This window comes from Fulvitalea axinellae, from assembly GCF_036492835.1.
GTDB classification, from domain to species: domain Bacteria; phylum Bacteroidota; class Bacteroidia; order Cytophagales; family Cyclobacteriaceae; genus Fulvitalea; species Fulvitalea axinellae.
The window spans coordinates 1,744,047-1,766,419 of record NZ_AP025314.1; the positions used below are offsets into that span (position 1 = coordinate 1,744,047).

Consider the following 22,373-nt stretch of genomic DNA (forward strand, 5'->3'; position numbering starts at 1 on the left):
GCCCAGAATCGTCAATTTTTCGGGCCTATTCCTTATTTTTGGAACTGAATAAAGAAAATAAATATGACAAAGAAAAAAATGCGTGTCGCTTTGTCCGTCGTGTTTTATGCGGTGGTTGGCTTGTTTGCGTGCTCTACCGAAGACGTGTCCGTAAATCTTCCGCATAGCGCGAAGCATATCGAGCATATGTTGTTTCGTCATAACGAAGAGAAAGATAAGGCCGGTAAAGTCACCCGGACGCATAAAAAGTGGAAGCTGATTTATAAATCTGAGGGAGGTAAAGAAGTTGCGCTGAACGACTGCGAAAAAAAGGAGACGGTAGAGGTAATGTTGCAACTGGACGAGGAGGGAAAGCTCTATTATCCGATTTGGAGACCTGTTGCTGGAGATGGCTGTGGAGAGTCTTCGGGAATTGCCAGCTGGAAACTGGTGACAGTGACCGGTTTTGACGATGTGATTACGGGTTACAACCTGCGCTTGAAATTCACCCCGACAGATTCTGTCGATTTCAAAATCGATAATATAAGACCTTGCGAGTTGCGACTAAGCCGAAAAGGCTCGCGCGGAAACCAGCCGTTGGAATTGATATATGAGGCTGATGAGACTTTTTGCCTGTGATTTTTGATGCGATAGCGCAAACAATTCTTTTCGTAAAACGTAAGAAAAGGTACATGCGGGTGTTGGCGTAGTAGTCGATTTCCGCAAACGAAAACGACAATGGAGGGTTGCCCCCAAACAATTTTAGGGAACGAGCATCTTGGCGCGTGAGATGCCCCTAAGTACACGGCAATTCCTCCTTTTTCTTTCTCCAGGAATTCCTCAGCTCCATTACGTAGCCTAAGGATTCCGCATAAGTCAAAAGCCTTTCCGTTTTACTTTTTTGTCCCTTAAAAATTCGTAGTTTTGCGCACTATGAGCCTATTGTCAGCGGTAGCGAAACTTGTCGCCAAATGGACGGTCAAGTGCAGAAAAAAATGGGAAAACAACCCTGTGGAGACGCAAGATGCGACTCTCAGGCATTTGATAAATGTAGGTAGAAATACCGAATTCGGGAAGGATCATGATTTCGACTCTATCCGTACGTATGAGGATTTTAAAAAACGTGTTCCCGTAAAGGATTACGAAGGGCTGAGGTCTTATGTGGAGAAAATCCGTGAAGGGAAAGAAGACGTTTTGTGGAAAGGGAAACCGAAGTATTTCGCTAAAACTTCCGGAACGACTTCGGGCGTAAAGTATATCCCAATCACAAAGGATTCGATCCACAATCATATCAACAGCGCCCGTAACGCTCTTTTGAGTTATATCGCCGAAACTGGCAATGCGGAATTTCTCAAAGGGAAACTGATTTTTCTTTCGGGAAGTCCGGTGATGTCCAAAAGTAAAGGGATATTCACGGGGCGTTTGTCCGGTATTTCGAATCATCACGTTCCGGATTATTTGAAAAGAAGCCAGTTGCCAAGCTACGAGACGAATTGTATCGAGGATTGGGAACAAAAGGTTGACGCCATCGTGGAGGAAACGAAAGACGCCGATATGAGGCTGGTTTCCGGGATTCCGCCGTGGGTGCAGATGTATTTTGATCGTCTTTCGAAAGCGAAAGGCAATGACGCGAAAATCAAGGATATTTTCCCGAACCTTTCCGTGTTCGTTTGGGGCGGGGTGAATTTCGAGCCTTACAAAGCGAAACTCTTCGAATCCATCGGAAAGAATATCGATTCCATCGAGTTGTATCCGGCTTCCGAAGGCTTTTTGGCTTATCAAGACACTAGGTCGGAAGAGGGCTTGTTGCTATTGCTTAATGAGGGAATCTTCTACGAATTTATCCCGGCGGAAGAGTTTTTCGATGAAAACCCTACACGCTTAAGCATTGGGCAAGTTGAGCTTGGGAAAAATTACGCGCTGGTTTTGAGTTCCAATGCCGGGCTTTGGGGATATTCGATTGGCGATACCGTCAAGTTTGTTTCCAAGTCTCCGTACCGTGTGGTGGTTTCCGGAAGAATCAAGCATTTTATTTCGGCTTTCGGCGAACACGTGATTGGCGAGGAAGTTGAGAAAGCCGTCCGGCATGCGTGTGAAATTTGTTCCGAAGTTGAAATAACAGAATTTACAGTGGCTCCGAACGTTACTCCTAAGGAGGGTTTGCCTTTGCATGAGTGGTATTTCGAGTTTGAGACGGAGCCAAATGATATAAAAAGGTTCGAAAAGCTGATCGACGACAAGTTGAGGCAATTGAATCCGTATTACGAAGACCTTGTAGGAGGGAAGATTTTACGTCCGCTCAAGGTCATGTCATTGAAAAAAGACGCTTTCAGGTCTTATATGAAGTCCATCGGGAAATTGGGTGGGCAGAATAAGGTGCCGCGCTTGTCGAACGACAGGAAAATCGCGGACGCTCTGGCCGAAAGTGTTGTACTTGAGAAAAATTAATCGGTTTGTATACCAACGATAAAAACAGAATAGCGATTCTTGGATCCACTGGATCCATCGGTACCCAAGCTCTTCAAGTAGTAAGAGAAAATCCCGACACATTTGAAGTTGAGGTTTTGACGGCCGGCAGAAACGCGGATTTACTGATAAAGCAGGCGATTGAATTTAAGCCGAATTGTGTGGTGATCGGTGGAGATGATCTTTATGAGAAGGTTTTCGACGCTTTGGATCCGCATGGGGTTAAAGTTTATTCGGGAAATGAGGCGATATTGTCTGTCGTGCAGATGGACAGTATCAATACGGTGCTGACCGCCATGGTTGGTTATGCTGGGCTTCAGCCCACTATCAGCGCAATTAAGGCTGGTAAGAACATCGCTTTGGCGAATAAGGAAACCTTGGTGGTGGCCGGCGAGCTGATTACGAAATTGGCCCAGGAGTACGGGGTTAATATCTATCCTGTTGATTCGGAGCATTCCGCGATTTTCCAATGCTTGGTTGGCGAGTTCCATAATCCGATTGAGAAAATCATTCTTACGGCTTCCGGTGGTCCTTTCCGTGGAAAAGACAGAGCTTTCTTGGCGAAAGCAACCAAAGAGATGGCTTTGAAGCACCCGAACTGGGATATGGGCGCCAAGATTACGATCGATTCGGCTTCGTTGATGAACAAAGGGCTGGAAGTGATTGAGGCGAAGTGGCTGTTCAATCTGACAATGGACCAGATTGACGTTGTGGTTCACCCACAGTCCATTATCCACTCGTTGGTGCAGTTTGAGGATTCTTCGATCAAAGCGCAATTGGGCTTGCCCGATATGCGGGTTCCCATTCAGTTTGCGCTCGGATACCCGAAGCGCCTTCCCGCCAGATTTCCCAGATTCAGCTTTTTAGATTATCCAAACCTGACTTTCGAGCAACCCGACAAAGAGACTTTCCGTAATTTGGAATTGGCTTACGACGCTCTTTATAAAGGGGGTAACAAGCCTTGCGTGCTTAACGCTGCTAACGAAGTTGCGGTACAGCTGTTCTTGGAAGATAAAATCGGGTTTCTAGAAATGTCCGATTTGATCGAAATGTGTATGGACGAGATGCCTCTGATTGAGTATCCGACTCTTGAAGATTATGTGAATACCGATGCTGAGACAAGAATCAAGGCGTTTGAGAAAGTGAAAGTTTTTAGCTAAGGCTATATTTTATTATAAAAATCGACTTGCCGATTCGGCGTCGATGTTTTTGAGACTCAAAGCCCGGACCGATAGTGGATGGGCTTTATATAAACCCTGAGAAAGACAATATGGAAGGATTGACCATGGCCGCGCAGATGATTCTTGCGCTCTCGATTTTGGTTGGATTACACGAGCTGGGCCATATGCTTGCCGCCAAACTTTTTGGCATGCGCGTGGAACAGTTTTCGATCGGTTTTCCACCAAAAATATTCAGTATAAAGTGGGGCGAAACAGAATATTCCATCGGGGCGGTCCCTTTAGGCGGTTTTGTGAAGATTACCGGTATGGTGGACGAGTCGTTGGATACGGACTCTCTTCAGGAGGAACCCAAAGAGTATGAGTTCCGCGCAAAGCCGGCTTGGCAAAGGCTAATCGTAATGCTTGGCGGTATTATATTCAATGTGATTACCGGGTTGATCGTTTTTATCACCCTGACTTATACGCAAGGCGAACAATACATTTCCAGAGCCGAGTTAAACAAGCACGGAATCTGGGCCGGTAAGTATGCGGAGCAAATCGGCTTGAAAACTGGCGATAAAATTCTGGATATTAACGGAAAACCTTACGAGGCTTTTAGGGATCTTACTAGCCCTGAAACTTTGATCGCTAGTCACGGGTATTACACGGTGCTTAGAGGTGGCGATACGATTAAGATTAATATTCCAGCTGATATTCTGAATGATTTTTCAGGCAAAAACGCGGCTGAAAAACGCCTTCAGTTTATTCTTCCACTAGAGCCGTTTAAAGTTGAACGCGTTATGTCCGGAACCGGGGCTTCGAAGGCAGGCTTGGAGTCAGGAGACGAAATCGTATCGATCAACGGTCATCCAATCGAGTATTTCCAGCAACTTTCGGCTTTGTTGTCGGAATATGCGGGGAAGACGGTCGATTTGGAAGTGAGGCGCGACGGAGCCTTGAAGCCGTTTAAAGTCGATGTGAGCGAAGAAGGTAAGATCGGGTTCCAGGTGGGGAGCCTGCTGAAGTACTCGTACAAAGATTACACGTTCCCTCAGGCCGTTTCGGCAGGATCGAAAGAGGCGTTCGCCGTAGTGATAGTGAACGCTAAGGCTTTCTATAAGATGATTACCGGTAAGATTGACGCTACAAAGTCACTTTCTGGCCCTATTGGGATTGCGCAACAATTCGGAGGGACATGGAACTGGTTGCGTTTCTGGACTCTTACAGGTCTGCTTTCGATGGTTCTGGCTTTTATGAACCTATTGCCGATTCCTGCGCTGGATGGCGGACACGTGATGTTCCTTGTTTTCGAGATGGTGACAGGCAGAGCGCCGAGCGACAAGTTTATGGAGTACGCTCAGAAAGCGGGTATGATCATCTTGTTAGGTTTGATGGTTTTCGTTTTCTCTAACGATATAATCAACCTGTTTAAGTAAACGGATTTTATTTCCTAAGAAAAAAGAAACCCCTTCCGTGTAGTAGCGGAAGGGTTTTCTTTTGTATATCAAAAGGGCTTCCCGAAATCGAGAAGCCCTTTTTGGTTTATGCTTTCTTAGCCTTAGTCTTTCTTGCTCTGGTTTTCTTTTCCGGAGTTTTCTCGGCCAATTCCACGCACTGTTCGTAAGTGAGTGATTTCGGATCGGTGTCTTTCGGGATTTTTACGTTCTTCTTCTCGAACTTTATGTAAGGTCCCCAGCGTCCGTTCAGTACTTGCACGTCAGGGTTTTCGTCGAATCCTTTGATGAATTTCTCCCTGTCCGCTTTGCGTTTAGCTTCGATAATGGCAATTGATTCTTCCGCAGTTACGGTCAAAGGATCATATTCTTTGCCGAGCGAGTAGAATTTGCTGTCGTGGCGAATATAAGGCCCGAACCTTCCGATGGCGGCGGTCATCACTTTGTCTTCGTACTGGCCGATTTGGCGCGGAAGTTTGAAGAGCTCAAGAGCGTCTTCAAGCGTGATGCTTTCAATGAACTGCCCTTTTCTCAGGCTGGCGTATTGTGGCTTTTCGGCGCCTTCTTCCTCACTGCTTTCCCCAAGCTGAACCAGCGGGCCGAAACGGCCGAGTCTGGCGATTACCGGTTTGCCGGTTTTCGGGTCGGTGCCGAGTTCTCTTGAAGAATTCACTTCCGTACGTTCAAGGCCTTCAGTCTTTTCCACTTTAGGGTGGAATGATGAGTAGAAAGACTGTAACATGTCGTTCCACTTGACTTTGCCGTGGGCGATTTCGTCAAATTCTTTCTCCACTTTTGCGGTGAACGAATATTCGAAAGTGTTAGGGAAGTGCTCCAGCAAGAAATCGTTGACCACCATAGCGGTGTTCGTAGGGAAAAGTTTGTTTTTCTCTGCTCCCGTAATCTCCGTTTTGTCAACGGCAAGTAATTTACGCTCTGTGGTGAGTGTTAGCTCGCGGTAAGGGCGTTCTTTGCCGTCGCGGGCTTCCTTCACTACATAGTCTCTTTTCTGGATGGTCGAGATAGTCGGCGCATAGGTGGACGGGCGTCCGATGCCGAGTTCCTCAAGCGTTTTTACTAGGCTGGCTTCCGTATAGCGGGCTGGTGGGCGAGAGAATCCTTGTCTGGCGTTGATGTGGTTCAAGTCCAAGTCCTGACCAATTTCCAGAGGGGGAAGCATTTCCTTGTTCTCGTCCTTTCCGTTTCCGCCATCGTCGTCAACCGATTCGATGTATACTTTGAGGAAACCTTCGAAAGTAATGACTTGACCGCTTGCCGTGAATTGCTTGTCGGAAGTGCTGATGGCGATTTTCGCTGTAGTGCGTTCCAATTTAGCGTCACTCATTTGCGAGGCGATCGCACGCTTCCAGATTAGTTCGTAGAGGCGTTTTTCTCCGTTGTCATTGCCACAAGAGTGTACGGCGAAGTTTGTGGGGCGTACGGCTTCGTGAGCTTCCTGTGCGCCACTGTTTTTGTTCTTGTAAACCCGTTGCTTGTGGTAGTCGGCTCCGTATGCTTGTGTGATTTCGGTTTCAGCCTTTTTGAGGGCTTCTTCCGAAAGCGTCACGGAGTCGGTACGCATATATGTAATCTTACCCGCTTCGTAGAGCTTTTGTGCCAAGCTCATTGTTCTGGATACCGAGTAGCCAAGTTTTCTAGAGGCTTCCTGCTGTAAGGTGGAAGTGGTAAACGGAGGGGCTGGCGATTTTTTTCCTGGCTTTTTGTCGAGCTTAGCGATGCTGAAGTCGGCGCCTGCGCAAGTTTCCAGGAATTGTTGGGCGAGTTCTTCGCTCTTGAATTTTTCGGGAAGTTCGGCTTTGAGCGTTTTGTTGTTGCCCAAATCGAAAATTGCCGTTACCCTGAAGAATGTCTCTGGGGTGAAGTGGTCAATCTGCCTTTCGCGCTCAACTACTAGCCTTACGGCTACGGACTGTACACGGCCGGCCGAGAGTCCAGCTTTGATTTTTTTCCAAAGAACCGGCGAGAGTTCGAAGCCTACGATACGGTCCAGGATCCTTCGGGCTTGCTGGGCGTTAACCAAGTCAATGTCGATGGTTCTGGGGTGTTCGATGGCGTTGAGAATAGCCGGTTTGGTGATTTCCCTAAACACGATCCTTTTCGTGTCCGAGTCTTTAAGTTTCAGGGATTCTTTGAGGTGCCAAGCGATGGCTTCTCCCTCGCGGTCGTCATCGGACGCGAGATAGATAACTTCGGATGACTTTGCCAGTTTCTTGAGTTCGCTGATCACTTGCTTTTTGTCTTTGGAGACTTCGTAAGTGGGGCTGAACCCGTTATCTATGTCGATGGCCTTGTTGCCCTTAGTAAGGTCTCTGACATGGCCGTAACTAGAGACTACCTTGAAATCGTTCCCCAGATAACCTTCTATGGTTTTGGCTTTTGCCGGGGACTCGACGATTACCAGATTTTTATGCATTGAGGTAAACGGTCTTTCTAATGTTAAAAATCCCTTGTGTCGCTACTTGTTAACAACCTTGGGGGAGTTGAAAATCAAATATCATCACTTTTGGAGCTAAAATGCAAATTGTTAACCGAAATAAGGTTTCATCGCGATAATTATATTGTAAGCCCTGTAAGGGTATAACGAAAAAGCCATTCCTGTCAGGAATGGCTTTAAATATGTTTTTAAGAAAAGCTTTCTTACTTCGCTTTAGGAGCTCCGTTCATGATTTCCTCGTTAGCGAATTCCTCGTACTTGGCGAAGTTAGCGTTGAACTTGTCAGCAAGCTTGTTAACCTCAGTCTGGTACTTGGCGTCGTCGCCCCACAGAGTTCTTGGGTTGAGCAACTCAGCTGGAACCTCAGGACACTCAGTTGGGAAGCTTACGCCGAATTCTGGGTGCTCTTCGAAAGTAACACCGTCGAGTTTTCCTTCGAGAGCGGCGGTGATCATAGCGCGAGTGTACTTCAATTTAGTACGCTCACCTGAACCGTTGAGGCCAGTGTTGATCATCCAAACGTTAACGTTAGACTCTTCCATTTTCTTACCGAGCATCTCAGCGTACTTGGTTGGGTGCAATGGCAAGAAAGCAGCGCCGAAGCAGGCAGAGAAAGTAGGTACAGGCTCAGTGATTCCCATTTCAGTACCAGCCACTTTAGAAGTGTAACCAGAGATGAAGTGGAACATAGCTTGTCCTTTGCTCAATTTCGAGATCGGAGGCAAAGTACCTGACGCATCGAAAGTAAGGAAGAAGATGTTCTTAGGAAGGTTACCTACTGAAGGAACTTTAGCGTTTTCGATGTGCTCGATTGGGTAAGAAACGCGGATGTTCTCAGTAACGGTAGTGTTTTCGTAATCGATAGTGCGGGTTCCTGGGAAGAAACGAGTGTTCTCCTCGATGGCGCCGAACTTGATCGCGTTCCAGATTTCTGGCTCTTTTTCCTCAGTAAGGTCAACCGACTTGGCGTAGCATCCGCCTTCGAAGTTGAATACCGAGTTTTCAGTCCAGCCGTGCTCGTCGTCACCGATGAGGTTACGGTTAGGATCGGCAGAAAGGGTAGTTTTACCAGTTCCTGACAGACCGAAGAAGATAGCAACGTCACCGTCTTTGCCTTCGTTGGCTGAGCAGTGCATTGACAATACGTCACGCTCTTGTGGGAGGATGTAGTTAAGTACCGAGAAGATACCTTTCTTCATCTCACCAGCGTAAGCTGTTCCGCCGATGATGAGCATGCGCTTAGACATGTTCAAGAGGGCGAAGTTCTTTTGTCTGAGGCCGAGTTCAGCGTAATCTTCAGCTTCGAACTCAGGGATACAGATGATAGTGAAGTTCGACTCGAAAGTCTCCAACTCCTCTTTGCTTGGGTTGATGAACATGTTGTAAGTAAACATGTGCTGCCAAGCGATGGTGTTGAAGATACGAACGTTCAATCTGTAGTTAGGGTCAGCGCCAGCGAAGCAGTCGCGAACGTAGATGTCTTTTCCTTCGAGGTAGTTCACCATTCTGTCGAACAGGATGTCGAATTTCTCAGGAGCGATTGGCTGGTTGATGTTACCCCACCAAACAGTGTCGCGAGTTTTGTCATCCTCAACTACGAATTTGTCCTTAGGTGCGCGGCCAGTGAATTTTCCTGTGTCAACCATAACCGAACCTCTGTCAGTCAGGACACCTTCGCCATTTTTGAGGACTTCCTCAGTGCAGGCCGCAGGGCCCAAGTTCCACTTTACAGAAGCTGGTTTGATGCCTAAAGCGTCAAAACCATTGCTAGATTTGATGCCGAACTCTTGCATATCTATAGGTTTAAAGATTTTGGGTATCTTAATGTATTTCAGTGAGTTTTGGAGTCAGTGAATAATTTAATTATTCCTGAATTCCCCCTCGTTGCTTATGCAAATCTAATCGAGCGCGGAGGAATTATTTATGACACGTATCATGAATGAGGTACAAATAAATGTGATTTGGAGCACCTTATTTGAAAACATGATATTTGTCATAAAGGTATGTAATAAATATTAATTTTATAAAACTCATAATATCGAATAGTTTATTGAGGCTTTATTTGTGAAAATCATTTGATGTGTGAGCTTTTCAATAAAGTGACTCTATCATTGATAATTTGGTCGATAGAACTCTTTAATGCTGTTTCGATTCGAAATCTCATTTGATTGTTTTTGAATTATTTTAATTTTTTAAAATTGGTCATTTTGCATTTTCAGACACTGTTAGACTCCTAACAGCTTGCGTTTGGGAATGTTAGTGAAGAATGAAATTGGGGGTGAGTTTTGCTGAAAAAATACCGAAAAAGATAAACGCTTATCTGTATGGGATAATTTCCGGTTGCCTAATGTTGTGATCTGCAGCCTCATATATCCTTCTTTGGGCAGAAGGAGTGTCGAAAGCTGCTCCGTTTTTAGGTAGAAGCGGGTAGTAGCCTATGCGGAACTGAAGGGTTTTGAACACCAAATGATCATTTCTGGCGCGGATTCCTAGACCGAAGCCAAAGTAAGGGTCACCTTTGAATACGCTTTTGGTGTTAGGCGCAATCCAACCTGCGTCTGCGAAGGTAAAGTAGGCTATCCTGAAACCGAAGGGAGCGAAGTCCGTCACTTTTGCCGTTTCCATACTTAGCGTGAGGCGCTGGTCTCCGATTAGCTCTCGGTTATTGTCGCCGGGAAATCCGTGATTCTCTTCCAGGCTAAGGAAGTCCTCGCTTTTGCGGTTAATTCCAAGAGTGTAGTCCAAGTTCACGAATTGGCGTATGCGTAGCCTCTCACGACGAAACAGGTTGCTCATATAAGAGAAACCCACATTAACAACAGCGTCCTCAATGTCACTTTTATTTAAAAATCCACCAGTATTGAATCGTGACTGGATGTAGCCGAATCTGGAGGAGTACCCGCTGTGCAGTAAATTAAGTCCGATATAATCCCGTGAGTAATTATCTGCGAATTCGTGGCCTACTATAAGATGGATTTTATGTCCTAAAGGAATGTCTTCGTTTCGGCCAAAGCCATAAATAAACCGGTCGTTTACGAATGTTCGGGAAGATAATCCGATTCCTCCCAATACAAGGGTTCTATCCTGGAACGGTGTGTGAGTGCTTTCCGGAATAGGGGACTCCTCCGGTTTGTCCGTAAATTTGGTTTGATAAAGGCGTGCGGAAAGCGAGATGCGTTTGTGGCCAAGATTTTTTCCGGGCAGAGGCATCTGATGACTGATCCAATAATCTTGATCTGTATAAGAAAAGAAAATCGTTTTGTCATCGGTTTGTTCCAATGCGTAGGCCCTGCTGATATCTTGCGCCCTTGCCGTATGGAGCCCCACCTGAATTGCGCCAGCAAACCGGGTCTCGTCCGTCATGAAGTCTTTGGTTAGGCGAATGCTCTTGTTCTGGCCTCGGTACGTGTCCTGATAGATAAGTTCGGTATCAATAAAGCTGGCGAAGATGTTCGGGATAAAATACGAAGCCTCGACACCTGTACTGTTGTCCTCGGAAAATCGGAAAAGCAGGTCGGCGCTAAGGGAATGGCCAAGCCCGAAGATATTTTTGTTCGTTATGCCAGTCCGGAGTCTGTTTAGGCTATAAAACCTCACACGACCAGTATAAGGGAAGTTGTCTTGTGTGACGACAACCAAATCCACAGAATCAGAGGAATCGGAAGTGTGGGTGTATATTTTTGTGTCATTTATAAATCTCCGGTTCCTTATGATCCTTTCCGTTTCCGCAAGTTGAAGGGCGCTTACGCTGTCCCCTTCGGTGAAAAGAAGGTTTTTTCTGATTGCCTTATTGACGGTGTTCATATGGAGGCCATTGACTAGCTTCAGCCATTTTCCCTCACTAACCTTGGTAGTGTCATCTACGTTCGCTCCGAATACGGGCATTCGTTTGATGGTGATGGAGCGAATTCCCTTGCCTTCGTGTTCCCTGAATTCCAGATCATTTTCTAGTGGAGGAATACTCGTGTCCGAGAGCTTGGGGTGTGAGACCAGCCAGTCATAGAGCTGTCGGGTTACGAAACTTTTTTTGCAGGCTTCGTCGAGCTTGGAGAAAAATCCGCGGGCTTTGCTGTCGTAATTGGTGGAGACGTAATACCGGGTATTTTCTCTTATAAGTAAGGTTGTGTCTTTGGTGATTTGAATGGTGGAGTCGCCAAGTATTAAAAGGGAGTTTGCCGCAATTTTTACGGTATCGGTCTTGGCCGGTTTTCTGATGATCGCTTGAGGAAAGGCTTGGCACTCCAAGGCTATAACCAAGAGCCATGTCAAGGCGATTGGTAACGCTTGTTTTATCGGTGTGCTGGATCTTTTCTGCAAAGGGCCTTTTTTTGTTTATATAGAATGTGTTGAGTCGCTGATAAATTGGCTAAAAGTGACTCTCAAGTTTTTTCAGTTGGTGTTCCGGGTTTCTTTGTCTGAATTTATATTTTTACAAAATGTCGGGAAGAGTAACTCTTTCATAATGGGAGGATCCTGATATCTTTAACGAAGAAAGCGTCTGAAGATTACATATAGTGTAATGTATATAAAAAGTAATCATGAAATATTGTTTTGATAAAATATATCGGCGGGATAGGACTAATTCCGTAAAATATGATTTGAGATCCAAGTTTTTTGGCGATTCGGAAGTGCTGCCCTTGTGGGTGGCGGATATGGATTTCAGAGTGGCCGAAGAAATTAGGTTGGCAATTGCGGATAGGGCCGCCGATCCGGTTTATGGTTACACTTTCTGGGGTTCGGAAGGGAAAAAAGCCTTTGTGGATTGGGTAGGGAAACGTCATGGCTGGGCTGTGAGCGAAAACCATTTGTCGTTTAGTCCTGGCGTTGTCCCGGCGCTATCGTTTCTCATGTCCGCTTTGACTGAAGAAGGAGACAAGGTGCTGATCCAACCTCCGGTTTACCATCCTTTTAAAGAGGTTGTGGGCACCAATGGCCGGGCTTTGGTGAACAACCCTCTCGTTTTGAGGGATGGGCGTTATTATATGGATTTCGACGGGCTTGAGTCTGAATTTGCCGACGGCGTCCGGATGATGTTTCTCTGTAATCCCCATAATCCGTCAGGAAGGATGTGGGAAGCGGCTGAACTGGCAAAAGTCGCTGATTTGGCGAAAAAGTATGGAGTGATCGTGGTTTCTGACGAAATCCACTCAGATTTGGCGTTGAAAGGCAGGAAGCATATTCCTTATTTGTCTGTGGCTGACGAGGGAATTGTGTGTATGGCTCCGAGTAAGACTTTTAACTTGGCTGGCTTGTCTTCTTCTGTGTTGGTTATTCCGGATGCGCAACAGAAATTACTTTTTGAGAAAGAATTGCGAAAGTTCCATATTTCAGGTAATCTTTTCGGCTTTGAGGCAATGGACGCCGCTTATAAACACGGCGAGTCTTGGTTGGCCCAGGTGTTGGAATATATAGAAGGGAATGTCGAATTCATGGCGGAATATATTTCCGAATATATGCCGGCTATAAAGATGATGGAGCCAGAGGCCTCTTATCTTGTTTGGTTGGATTGTACGGGGCTAGGGCTTGACGCCGTCGCATTGAATGACCTGATCGTAAAAGATGCCCGTTTGGGACTTAACGACGGGAGAATGTTTGGTGCGGGCGGAAAAGGTTATCAAAGAGTCAATGTCGCCTGTCCTCGGGCGGTTGTGGTTCAGGCTATGGATAGGTTGTACAAGGCTCTGGAGGCTAAAGGCCTATTGTCTTGAGAGGCTAGATTTTCGCCTCGAAACTATATTTTGGGAAAAGGCCGGCGCTTTCAGTGAGTCGGCCTTTTCTGCTTGCCTCGATGTCAAGGTTGAATCCGGAGAATTTTACCAGATATTCTTTCAAGCTTGTGCCGTAAGCGTCTTTCGGCTCAATTTTTCCGCGTGAGTTGAACCAGTCTTTGACGGATTGTGATCCGACCAAATGGGCCGCCGCCAATATGCCGCTTTCGGTAATGTGAACACCGGCGATTTTCCGGCCCGAAAACACTCTGATGTAGTTTCTCAAACGGAATTTGTTGATCATGCAATAGCGAAGGAACGCTTCGTCTTGCGTAGACGGATCCGTCAGAAACGCTTTTTTGTTTGTTTGGTATTTTTGAAGCCCTAAATCCTTGAGGGCCGTTCTGCCAAACTGGTAGGCGCCAAGATAGCCGTGACTGTTCGTGATGCCGTAACGGTCGCTAGATTCTCTGAAACGAATCGCTTCGCTGAACTTTTTGAAGCCGTTGTGGTTGTTCCATATTGAAACGCCTCCTGCTATATCCTCATATTCTTCGAGGGTAGCGGGATCTTCCTCAATAGGAGATTCTGTTGCTTTCACGGGATCGTCCGTCACTTGTGCGACGTTGATGAAAAACACGCCTATAAAACTGATGAATGCTTTCATAATTTACTTTGTCCTTAGCCCAACATTGGATCAAGCAAAAAGGAAGCCGCAAAGCTATGCTTATTTTTCTTATACGCAAATATAATTTAAATGGTTTTAAATTTACTTTTAATTATTTTAAGTGTAAAAAACTGATCAAAAGTTTCGGTTATTTCAAAAAATAAGATATTTTGATAGGTTAAACGCAATACGTTCGGGCTTTAATTGCGTTTAATTGGTATTCTCATAACGGCTCAATTCTCGATTTATTTCACAAAATCGGTCGAAATAATTATTTTTTTGATTCAATTAATTCAATTGACTTCCCTCCAAATGTCTTCATCCAGTGTTTTTTCGGGGAAAAAGAAGCCGTTTTTGGCTTAAAGTCATTGATGATCCATGTTCCGTCTAAAGATTGGACGCTCGTTTCCGGTTCTTCTGGTTTTTTTAAGAATAGATTAAAGTCGATGTGCTTTTCGCAAATGTCGAGAATCGCCGGTGTTGGATTGTCGATTATTCCAAATGTGTTTCCGTTGACCGTATATAATCTCACTCCCTTTAATGTCATGCTGGGAGTTTGTTTTTCGGATAATCCGATTCTGGTGTTCGCTATATAATAAGGAAAGCTTGCCGTGTCTGGAATTGTAGTATGCAGATTGATAAAAGCTCTAGCCCTTTCGGAGATAAGGTCGAGTGTTGGCCCATATTTGGTTTTGTAAACGACAAGTTTGTCGGGTTTTATAGGTTGGATGCCCCGAACAGTTAATGCTACTGCCGACATTAATGGAATTAGTGCCCATCGAAACTTTCGGAAACGTTGAGGGAAGGCTAGGGCCATGATTGTAATTGACAATGTTGAAATGAGCTCAATAATACCAAAGCCCCGTAGTTGAATTGTGGAGGCTGGCAATTGGTTGATGAATACGAGAATATGTCGGCATATATTGAGTAATTGTTCAATACACCAAGTGAATGGGGTGGATAGCCACGAGAATTCTTGAATGAAAATATAAACACTGCTCAAGATTGTGCAGACGCTGATAATCGGAACGGCAAGAAGATTTGATAAAAGAAAATATGTTGGGAAAGTTCCAAAGTGGAAAAGAATGAGGGGAAGTGTGGCGATTTGGGCGGCGGTAGATACGCATAGGGCTTGCCAGATTTTTCGAGGCAGATATTTTTTAGGATTGAAAATGGAGGAAAGTGCTGGGTAGATGGTAAGAATACCTGCTATGGCGAGAAAAGAAAGTTGGAAGCCAAGATCGTAAAGCCATAGCGGATTGATGAAGAGCATTATTAGAGCGGTACCGCAGAGCGTGTTGAGCGGAACGGAATCTCGGTGTAGATAATCGCCTATAGCCAAAAGCCCGAACATGACGGAAGCCCGAGCGGCAGAGGCGGGCATGCCTGTAAGCAGGCAAAAGGAAAGTAAGGAAAGAAGAACCACGAACAGGAACATGAGTCGGTATTTGGGCTGTTTGCGCCAAGAGCGAAAAAGAAAAAGCAATGCCCCGTAAATTATGCCGACATGAAGACCTGATACGGCAAGTAAATGTGCCGTGCCAGCTGAAGAAAACAGTTTGCGGGTGTCTTTCGACAGTTCGGATTTCTTCCCAAGTAGTAATGCGTGAACTATAGCCCCATTTTCCGCGGAAAATGATTTGTGGATATTCTCGGAAGTGTTGTGTCTGATTTTGTCGAAAATCGAAGTTAAACCGAATTCGGGAGGTGATGTGCTGTAGGAGCCTTTGGTTAAGTAGACTGAATGGAAAACCCCTTTGCGGTTCATAAAAGCTTTGAAGTCGAAAGCGCCAGGATTGGAAGGTGGGCGTAGTGGTGTAGGTGTCGCTTTGGTATAGATTAGACTGCCTGGCTGTATTTTCTCGGAAATGATGCTTTTGCCGAAGCAAACGCAGTTTAGTCGGGTGTTGTCGTTTTGGAAAGCGACGATCAGATATTTCCCTTTGTTTTGGGTGACTTTCCCTTTTAGGTAGTTGCCTTGAGGAATTGTGGAGTGTTCTCTTGTTTGTTTCTCAGTACGGAGGGCGTAGATGGCGAAAACCCCGACAGCGGTAAAGAAAATGGCAAGCGGTTTTCGGAATTTCCGAAGCGCTCCGATGCCGTAAGTTATTGTAAGAAGCGCTAAGAAAATAACGGAGACGGTTGGATAGCTGAATTTGGGTAATGCGCTGGCGCAAGAAATTGCCAGAACAGCGAATAATAAAAGAAAAGATAAAGGATGCTTTCCGAACGTCATGGAATGGGGTGTTCAGAAAGCGTTCCGGTTTATTCGGATTTTATCATGGGGATGAAATATTGGTCTTCGTCCAAGAAGGGATCTCCGTTTTTTGTGAAGCCGAATTTCTGGTAAACAAAGACGGACTCTGGGCGACAGGCCAACACTATTGGGAAACCGGAAGTGTGCGGATTGGATCGGATATCTTCCAATACGGCCTTTACCAGCGCCGTCCCGACTCCTTTGGTTCTGTATTCTTTCAGTACGGCGAATTTTTCCAAATGGATTTGGTCGTCTACAAAGCGCCAACGGGCGGTTCCGCATGCTGTTTCTTGGCTGTCATAGGCTATAAAGTGTACCGAGGCTAAATCAAAGGCTTCGTTGGCCAGTGATTGGTCATCGGCCAAAAACACCGAATTTCGAATTGTCATCGATTCCGCCATTTCGGGGTCGGACATTACCTTTTTTACCGTTACCATACCGTGAGATCTCGTAGATGTTTGAATTGTCGAATAGTTCTAAACGCATTAAAAATAGTACATGGAAATAGGGTGCCTTTGAGAGAGTGTGGCTACTTTCGAACCCTTTTTTCGTTTGTTTGGAACGAATAATAGCAAAGCTGTTGAATAAATAAAAATGGACGGTCGGTTTTCGTAGGGAGAAACCGAAAAGAAGCCCGAAATTTTCTTTTACTCTAAACTTTGACCCGCCTGAAAGTGTCGTTACATAAGAACTAGTCGATTTCTTCGCTAAAATGTGTTTTGTATTATTTTACATTAATTAAAGCATGAGGAGGCGTGGTTATATAGATGAAATGGAAGAGAAAGAGTGTGGAACTTTTTCTCTTTGACGTGCGTAAACGATGTTTTCGGGCGTTTTTATTAGAAGCGTTTGGTTATATACTAATTGTTGTTGATATGAAAAGCAGAGTGATCAGAAGTTTGGTTTTTGTGTTGTTGGTGGTAGCGGTGTCTTCCTGTTCACGACATACTGTTACAAGGGTAAGTCCGGACCAACAGATTGACTTAAGTGGCCGTTGGAACGACAGCGATGACAGGAAAGTGGCCGAAAGTATGATTGCCGATGTGATGAACAGGCCGTGGGTAACCAACTTTGAGAGTGTCCACAAGCGGAAACCGGTAGTGATAGTTGGGTATGTGAAAAACAAGACCGATGAGCATATTAATCCAGATCCGTTCATTACGGCGATAGAGCAAGAGTTTATCAATTCCGGCCGAGTTAGGGTGGTTCAAAACAGCGAGTTCAGGGAAAAGTTACGGGAGGAAAGAGCGCAACAACAGGAGTTCGCCTCAAAAGAGACTGCCAAAAAGTGGGGCAGAGAGCTTGGCGCCGACTTTATGATGTTCGGAAAGATCTCTTCAGTGCTTGATGAGTATGGAAAAAGGAAAGTGAAAGCCTATACGGTGACTCTAGAATTGGATGATTTGGAGACAAATGAAAAGGTTTGGTTGAATAATAAGACAATCAAGAAATATATTACAGACTAATAACGATTTCTGTTATTAAGTTTTTTTGAAAGGGACAACGCCTCGAAACGTTGTCTCTTTTTCTGTTGTTTAAGCTGTGAGGATAAAGTGGAGGTTGATATGGTGAAGCTTATTGCGCGCTTTTTTGTCTGTGTGTTTTTGCTTACTTCTTGCCAGACATATTACACGAAGAATAAGAAATTCAATGACGAGTTTACCTCTGGACATTTGGAACAGGCGGAAAAGACTCTGGAAAAAAACAGCAAGGAAGGATCTGGCAAAGAGCGTTTCCTTTACTTCGTGAATCAGGGAGTCGTCTTGCAATTGCTTGGAAAATATGAAGAGAGCAATGTTTGGTTTGAGAAGGCTTATATATTCACGGAGGATTATCAAAAAAACTATGTTAATGAGGCTTTGACATTTTTGGTGAACCCGACAACGACGGTTTACCCGGCAGAGGACCATGAACGGTTTTATGTGCTGTATTACAAAGCGGTGAACTACCTGAAGCTCGGAAGTCATGACGCCGCTTTGGTGGAATGTCGCAGGCTGAATAATTTGGTGAATCGGTTGTCGGACAAATACAAAAGCAAAAATAAGTTTAAGGCTGACGCATTCATACATAACCTGATCGGGTTGATCTACGATGCAGATGGGGATGTGAATAACGCTTTTATCGCTTATCGAAACGCTTTGAAAATCTATGATGGCTCATATACGGCTGATTTTGGGCTTGGAGCGCCCGAACAGCTGAAAAAAGACTTGTTGCGGACCGCTTATCTCAATGGTTTTGATGAAGAATTGAGAAAGTTTGAACATCAATTCGGAATGAAATACAAGCACACCCCGATGAACGGCCAAGGCGATGTAGTATTTTTGTGGGGGAACGGATTGGGCCCCGTCAAAGACGAATGGGGAATTAATTTTATCATCACCGAATCGTATCCCGGTGTTGTGGTTTTTCAAAATGTCCAGCAAGGTTTATCATTTCCTTTCCCGATTCCAGCCGGCGAGCGATCTGGCATAGAAGGGTTGAAAACCGTACGGGTTGTTTTTCCGAAATATGTTGAGCGTCCTGTTTATTTTGGCGGAGCCGAATTAGTGACGCAAGACGGACAGAGGGTTGCTCTGGAGAAGGTGGAGGATGTAAACGCTATATCTTTCAAAATCCTTAAGGAAAGAATGCTTTGGACATTCGGAAAAACACTGTTGAGAGTGGCTTTGAAGCAGGTGGCCGCTTATGAGTTGGGCAAAGAAAGCAAAGGTTTGGGCGTGGCTGCGCAGATATTGGGAGCGGTAAGCGAAAAAGCCGATACCCGAAATTGGCAGACTTTACCGCACAGTATTTATTATGCAAGGATCAGAATGCCAGAAGGTAAGAATGGAATGAGCTTGAATCTTTATCCTGAATCGGGAGGAACGGCTAAGCACGATATAAGTGTGGATATAAAAGCTGGCCAAACCCAATTCAAAACTTTCTCTTCACTGGAGGTGAATCCGGCGTTTTATCAACAAGGGGACAACGGCTATAGGTACGGATATTAATTCGTGGTTTGATTCTGTCGGACAAACATGTCAGGCTGGGGCGATGTTCGTTTTTCCGCTTTTCCGTCGGGAGAGATTTCGTAGCCTTTGTGGGTTAAGAATTCGCCGAGGTTTTTCTCCTGCGTTGCGAAAGAGAGACGAGTGCCGTTTTTCCAAGAGGCCCTTTCCGCTAAATAGAGAAGATAACCGCCTAGGCCTTGGTTTCGGTGGCTTTCCCTGACCCACATATCAAGGATTTCCAAAGAAGACTCAGAGCCTCTTACTTCGAGTCCGCCAAGGATAAGCGCATCTTCTTCTGGCGATTCTTTTACGACATAAAAGGAGCTGGGAGCTTTGTTGTCGGCAATCCAGTCTTGGCCGTGAATGTTTTTTTTGAATTCGGCATACTCTGGCGAAAGTTGCGCATAGGTATAAACGGAATAGAAAAAAGAGAAGAGTTTCATGGCTTTGAAGGCTTTATTGGCACATTTTAACCAAAAAAGGGTGGGGGAGAAAATCAATTCTTTTTTTCGCTTGTAAGATTATCGCGGACTTTTAAGCTTGTCGCTATTCGGGTATAAATGCGAATGTGTCGGGAGGAAAGCTTATCTTTGCCGCCGAAAGAGGAAAAGAGGATAGAATTAGAGATTAGAGGAAATTGTCAACTACTAATATTCAGGAATTTCAAGACGGAGAACGCTTGCCGATAATGGAAGCGTTTTATACGATACAAGGAGAGGGATTCTACCAAGGTCATTCTGCGTATTTCATCCGTTTGGCCGGTTGTGATGTCGGTTGTGTATGGTGCGATGTGAAGGAATCGTGGAATGCCGAGGACCATCCGGTCATGGATGTCGACGACATTGTGGCGGAGGCGATCAAATTTCCGGGCCGTTTGGCTGTGGTTACGGGCGGTGAACCTCTTATTTACAACTGTGGGCCGTTGACGAAAAAGTTGAAGGAAGCGGGCTTTCAGGTAAATATTGAGACATCAGGGGTACATCCGGCTAGCGGAGAATGGGATTGGGTATGCTTTTCGCCTAAGAAATTTAAAGCCCCGGATCCCGGGATCTTTCAATTGGCGGACGAACTCAAAGTTGTGATTTACCATCCGTCCGACTTTAAATGGGCGGAAAGTTTCGTGGATAAACTTCGTCCCGGAACTCGGTTGTATCTTCAGCCGGAATGGTCCAACCGCGACAGAATTCTGCCGTTACTAATAGAGTATGTGAAAAATAATCCGAAATGGAGGATTTGTGTGCAGGTACACAAATATTTAGATATTCCGTAATTTATCGAAATCGGCCTATGCGTAAGAAATTGTCGAGAATACTGTTTTTTTTCTTTTTGTCGGTACTCGGATTTTGTGTTGACGTGTCTGCGCAAGGACGGGGAGGCACAACGTCCAGAAGGGCGGAGAAGCTATTCAAAGATGCCGAAATAAGCGTGCGCCATCGTAATTTTGACAAAGCGATAGCTTTGCTCAAAAAAGCGATTGACAAGGATCCGAATTATATAGACGCCTATTTCAGGTTGGCGTCTTGTTATCAGGTCATGGCTCGTAGGAAAGAGCAGTTGGCCGTTTATGAGCGAGTGTTGGAAATGGGGGGAGGCAAGACCAGTTATCCCGTTATTTACGCTTTGGTAGCCGAGGCCGCTTTTGAAAATGCTGAATACGAAAGGGCTATCGACTTGGCGCAAAAATACTTGGCCACGGCGCCGAAAGACAGGCGCTACCGGAAAACTGCGGAGGAAGTGTTGGCTAAGTCACAGTTTGCTTTGGGGATTCTAAAAAATCCTACTCCTTTTTCTCCATATAAACTGCCTGCGCCTTTGAATCAGTTCGGGTTACAGTATTTTCCGACATTTACGGTTGACGGAAAAATGATTCTTTTTACCTGTCGGGAGAAGTACGCTCCCGGTTCTGATGAGGATATTTTCTTTAGCGTAAAAGGAGATGACGGTAAGTGGAGCGTACCACAATCTATTTCCAAAAACATAAATACGCCGGCTAACGAAGGAACCTGCGCAATTTCGGCTGACGGAAAAACGTTGATTTTCACCTCGTGTTCTCAAGGCGGGGGAAATCTCGGGAGTTGTGATCTTTATATCTCCAAATGGGACGGAGCGGATTGGTCTGTTCCTAAAAATTTGGGAAGAGCCATTAACTCACGCAGTTGGGAGTCTCAACCTGCGCTTTCGCCGGACGGCAGGGCGCTGTATTTTGTTTCTGACAGACCGGGAGGATATGGTGGAAGGGATATTTATTTCTCATATAAAAATGAAAATGAGGAATGGGAACTCGCCAGAAATCTAGGCCGTTCGATTAACACGAAAGATGATGAGATAGCGCCTTTTGTACATGTTAACGGCGGTACTTTATATTTCGGGTCCGAAGGTCACCCGGGGTTGGGAGGTTATGACCTGTTTTATTCCGAACGGGCCCCGGACGGCTCTTGGGGAGGCGCAAAGCATATGGGGTATCCGATCAATAATCATCGGGACCAGATTTCGCTTTTCGTTTCCACTGACGGTTCCAAAGGGTATTACTCCGAAGACGAGAAAAAGGAAGGCCAGCTGTACAGTTATATGTACGAATTCGATATTCCGGAAAGGTTGAGAATTAAAAACCGGGTGAATTACGTGAAAGGGCTTGTACTTGATGACAAAACCGATGAGCCGCTTTTCGCTACAATTGATTTGATGGACATCAATGCGGATAGCCTTGTGGCGAGAGTGAATTCTGACTCGATCAACGGCGATTATTCGTTTGTCTTGACCCAAGGGAGAGAATATGGTTTGTTTGCGGTAGCCGAAGGTTACTTGTTCAAGACTTTGTCTTTTGATTATGTGGCAAGCCAAGACACTGTCCCGATTAAAATGGATATACGTTTGTCGCCTGTGGAGGAAAATCTAGAGGCTAGGCTCAGTAATGTTTTTTTTGAGACGAACAGCTACGAGATAAAGAAAAAATCCGAAACGGAACTGACGAAAGTCGCTCGCTTTCTGCGAAGCAATCCGGGTATGATTGTGGAAATTCAGGGCCATACCGATAATGTCGGTGGAGACCAAGACAATTTGAGGCTGTCGTGGAAAAGGGCTGAATCTGTTTACAACGCTCTAGTGTCTTTCGGCGTCGAAAAAATGTCGATGCGCTTTAAAGGATATGGAGAGACACGCCCCGAACGTGACAATGAAACGGAGGACGGTCGCCAATTTAACCGTAGGATCCAGTTTAAGATTGTGAAAAAATAACAG

Annotated in this window: 16 protein-coding genes; 9 read left to right on the forward strand and 7 right to left on the reverse strand. The window is 45.3% G+C overall.

Going from position 1 to position 22,373, the window contains the following annotated elements; all coding sequences use genetic code 11:
• Positions 1-63 precede the first annotated feature (63 nt).
• The 4 genes from AABK39_RS07050 (at position 64) to rseP (ending at position 5,041) form a co-directional block, all read left to right on the forward strand.
• Positions 64-618, forward strand: a complete 555-nt coding sequence (locus AABK39_RS07050; protein ID WP_338394215.1) for a hypothetical protein — start codon at positions 64-66, stop codon at positions 616-618.
• 294 nt (positions 619-912) lie between these two features.
• A complete protein-coding gene (locus AABK39_RS07055) occupies positions 913-2,427 on the forward strand; it encodes a GH3 auxin-responsive promoter family protein (protein ID WP_338394216.1) in 1,515 nt (504 codons plus the stop codon).
• Positions 2,428-2,432: 5 nt separating this feature from the next.
• On the forward strand, positions 2,433-3,605 hold the full coding sequence (locus tag AABK39_RS07060) for a 1-deoxy-D-xylulose-5-phosphate reductoisomerase (protein WP_338394217.1): 1,173 nt from the start codon (positions 2,433-2,435) through the stop codon (positions 3,603-3,605).
• 110 nt (positions 3,606-3,715) lie between these two features.
• Positions 3,716-5,041 carry an RIP metalloprotease RseP gene (gene rseP, locus AABK39_RS07065; RefSeq protein ID WP_338394218.1) on the forward strand — a complete coding sequence of 442 codons (1,326 nt, stop codon included), beginning with the start codon at positions 3,716-3,718 and terminating at the stop codon, positions 5,039-5,041.
• A 106-nt stretch (positions 5,042-5,147) separates the two neighbouring features.
• On the opposite strand, the gene topA is transcribed toward rseP, so the two are convergent.
• The 3 genes from topA to AABK39_RS07080 form a co-directional block, all read right to left on the reverse strand.
• On the reverse strand, positions 5,148-7,493 hold the full coding sequence (gene topA / locus AABK39_RS07070) for a type I DNA topoisomerase (RefSeq protein WP_338394219.1): 2,346 nt from the start codon (positions 7,491-7,493) through the stop codon (positions 5,148-5,150).
• A 224-nt stretch (positions 7,494-7,717) separates the two neighbouring features.
• Positions 7,718-9,307: a phosphoenolpyruvate carboxykinase (ATP) gene (gene pckA / locus AABK39_RS07075; protein ID WP_338394220.1), complete on the reverse strand. Its 1,590-nt coding sequence runs from the start codon at positions 9,305-9,307 to the stop codon at positions 7,718-7,720.
• A gap of 523 nt (positions 9,308-9,830) precedes the next feature.
• Positions 9,831-11,831, reverse strand: coding sequence for a BamA/TamA family outer membrane protein (locus AABK39_RS07080; RefSeq protein WP_338394221.1), 2,001 nt, complete (start codon positions 11,829-11,831; stop codon positions 9,831-9,833).
• Between the two features lie 221 nt (positions 11,832-12,052).
• Here AABK39_RS07080 and AABK39_RS07085 point away from each other — a divergent pair, with 221 nt between their 5' ends.
• Positions 12,053-13,222: a MalY/PatB family protein gene (locus AABK39_RS07085; RefSeq protein ID WP_338394222.1), complete on the forward strand. Its 1,170-nt coding sequence runs from the start codon at positions 12,053-12,055 to the stop codon at positions 13,220-13,222.
• A gap of 4 nt (positions 13,223-13,226) precedes the next feature.
• On the opposite strand, the gene AABK39_RS07090 is transcribed toward AABK39_RS07085, so the two are convergent.
• The 3 genes from AABK39_RS07090 to AABK39_RS07100 form a co-directional block, all read right to left on the reverse strand.
• Positions 13,227-13,889 (reverse strand): hypothetical protein, encoded by a 663-nt coding sequence (locus tag AABK39_RS07090; RefSeq protein WP_338394223.1) that lies wholly within the window; start codon positions 13,887-13,889, stop codon positions 13,227-13,229.
• Positions 13,890-14,160: 271 nt separating this feature from the next.
• Positions 14,161-16,125: a ComEC/Rec2 family competence protein gene (locus AABK39_RS07095; RefSeq protein ID WP_338394224.1), complete on the reverse strand. Its 1,965-nt coding sequence runs from the start codon at positions 16,123-16,125 to the stop codon at positions 14,161-14,163.
• Between the two features lie 29 nt (positions 16,126-16,154).
• Complete coding sequence (locus tag AABK39_RS07100; protein ID WP_338394225.1) at positions 16,155-16,583, reverse strand: GNAT family N-acetyltransferase; 429 nt, start codon at positions 16,581-16,583, stop codon at positions 16,155-16,157.
• Positions 16,584-17,021: 438 nt separating this feature from the next.
• On the opposite strand from AABK39_RS07100, the gene AABK39_RS07105 reads away from it, so the two are divergent.
• Both AABK39_RS07105 and AABK39_RS07110 read left to right on the forward strand, forming a co-directional pair.
• Positions 17,022-17,612, forward strand: a complete 591-nt coding sequence (locus tag AABK39_RS07105) for a penicillin-binding protein activator LpoB (RefSeq protein ID WP_338394226.1) — start codon at positions 17,022-17,024, stop codon at positions 17,610-17,612.
• 99 nt (positions 17,613-17,711) lie between these two features.
• The gene (locus AABK39_RS07110) at positions 17,712-19,136 is read left to right on the forward strand and encodes a COG3014 family protein (protein WP_338394227.1); all 1,425 of its coding nucleotides are present in this window, start codon (positions 17,712-17,714) and stop codon (positions 19,134-19,136) included.
• On the opposite strand, the gene AABK39_RS07115 is transcribed toward AABK39_RS07110, so the two are convergent.
• Complete coding sequence (locus AABK39_RS07115; RefSeq protein WP_338394228.1) at positions 19,133-19,579, reverse strand: GNAT family N-acetyltransferase; 447 nt, start codon at positions 19,577-19,579, stop codon at positions 19,133-19,135. The genes AABK39_RS07110 and AABK39_RS07115 overlap by 4 nt on opposite strands.
• A 245-nt stretch (positions 19,580-19,824) precedes the next feature.
• Here AABK39_RS07115 and AABK39_RS07120 point away from each other — a divergent pair, with 245 nt between their 5' ends.
• Both AABK39_RS07120 and AABK39_RS07125 read left to right on the forward strand, forming a co-directional pair.
• Positions 19,825-20,406, forward strand: coding sequence for a 7-carboxy-7-deazaguanine synthase QueE (locus AABK39_RS07120; protein WP_338394675.1), 582 nt, complete (start codon positions 19,825-19,827; stop codon positions 20,404-20,406).
• 17 nt (positions 20,407-20,423) lie between these two features.
• On the forward strand, positions 20,424-22,370 hold the full coding sequence (locus tag AABK39_RS07125; RefSeq protein WP_338394229.1) for an OmpA family protein: 1,947 nt from the start codon (positions 20,424-20,426) through the stop codon (positions 22,368-22,370).
• Positions 22,371-22,373 lie beyond the last annotated feature (3 nt).

Bases quoted from the DNA above. Each gene is read 5' to 3' on its own strand.
- AABK39_RS07115 (WP_338394228.1), bottom strand. From the start codon at position 19,579: ATGAAACTCTTCTCTTTTTTCTATTCCGTTTATACCTATGCGCAACTT.
- AABK39_RS07100 (WP_338394225.1), bottom strand. From the start codon at position 16,583: ATGGTAACGGTAAAAAAGGTAATGTCCGACCCCGAAATGGCGGAATCG.
- rseP (WP_338394218.1), top strand. From the start codon at position 3,716: ATGGAAGGATTGACCATGGCCGCGCAGATGATTCTTGCGCTCTCGATT.
- AABK39_RS07125 (WP_338394229.1), top strand. From the start codon at position 20,424: ATGCGTAAGAAATTGTCGAGAATACTGTTTTTTTTCTTTTTGTCGGTA.
- AABK39_RS07110 (WP_338394227.1), top strand. From the start codon at position 17,712: ATGGTGAAGCTTATTGCGCGCTTTTTTGTCTGTGTGTTTTTGCTTACT.
- pckA (WP_338394220.1), bottom strand. From the start codon at position 9,307: ATGCAAGAGTTCGGCATCAAATCTAGCAATGGTTTTGACGCTTTAGGC.
- topA (WP_338394219.1), bottom strand. From the start codon at position 7,493: ATGCATAAAAATCTGGTAATCGTCGAGTCCCCGGCAAAAGCCAAAACC.
- AABK39_RS07050 (WP_338394215.1), top strand. From the start codon at position 64: ATGACAAAGAAAAAAATGCGTGTCGCTTTGTCCGTCGTGTTTTATGCG.
- AABK39_RS07090 (WP_338394223.1), bottom strand. From the start codon at position 13,889: ATGAAAGCATTCATCAGTTTTATAGGCGTGTTTTTCATCAACGTCGCA.
- AABK39_RS07085 (WP_338394222.1), top strand. From the start codon at position 12,053: ATGAAATATTGTTTTGATAAAATATATCGGCGGGATAGGACTAATTCC.
- AABK39_RS07105 (WP_338394226.1), top strand. From the start codon at position 17,022: ATGAAAAGCAGAGTGATCAGAAGTTTGGTTTTTGTGTTGTTGGTGGTA.
- AABK39_RS07120 (WP_338394675.1), top strand. From the start codon at position 19,825: ATGGAAGCGTTTTATACGATACAAGGAGAGGGATTCTACCAAGGTCAT.
- AABK39_RS07055 (WP_338394216.1), top strand. From the start codon at position 913: ATGAGCCTATTGTCAGCGGTAGCGAAACTTGTCGCCAAATGGACGGTC.
- AABK39_RS07095 (WP_338394224.1), bottom strand. From the start codon at position 16,125: ATGACGTTCGGAAAGCATCCTTTATCTTTTCTTTTATTATTCGCTGTT.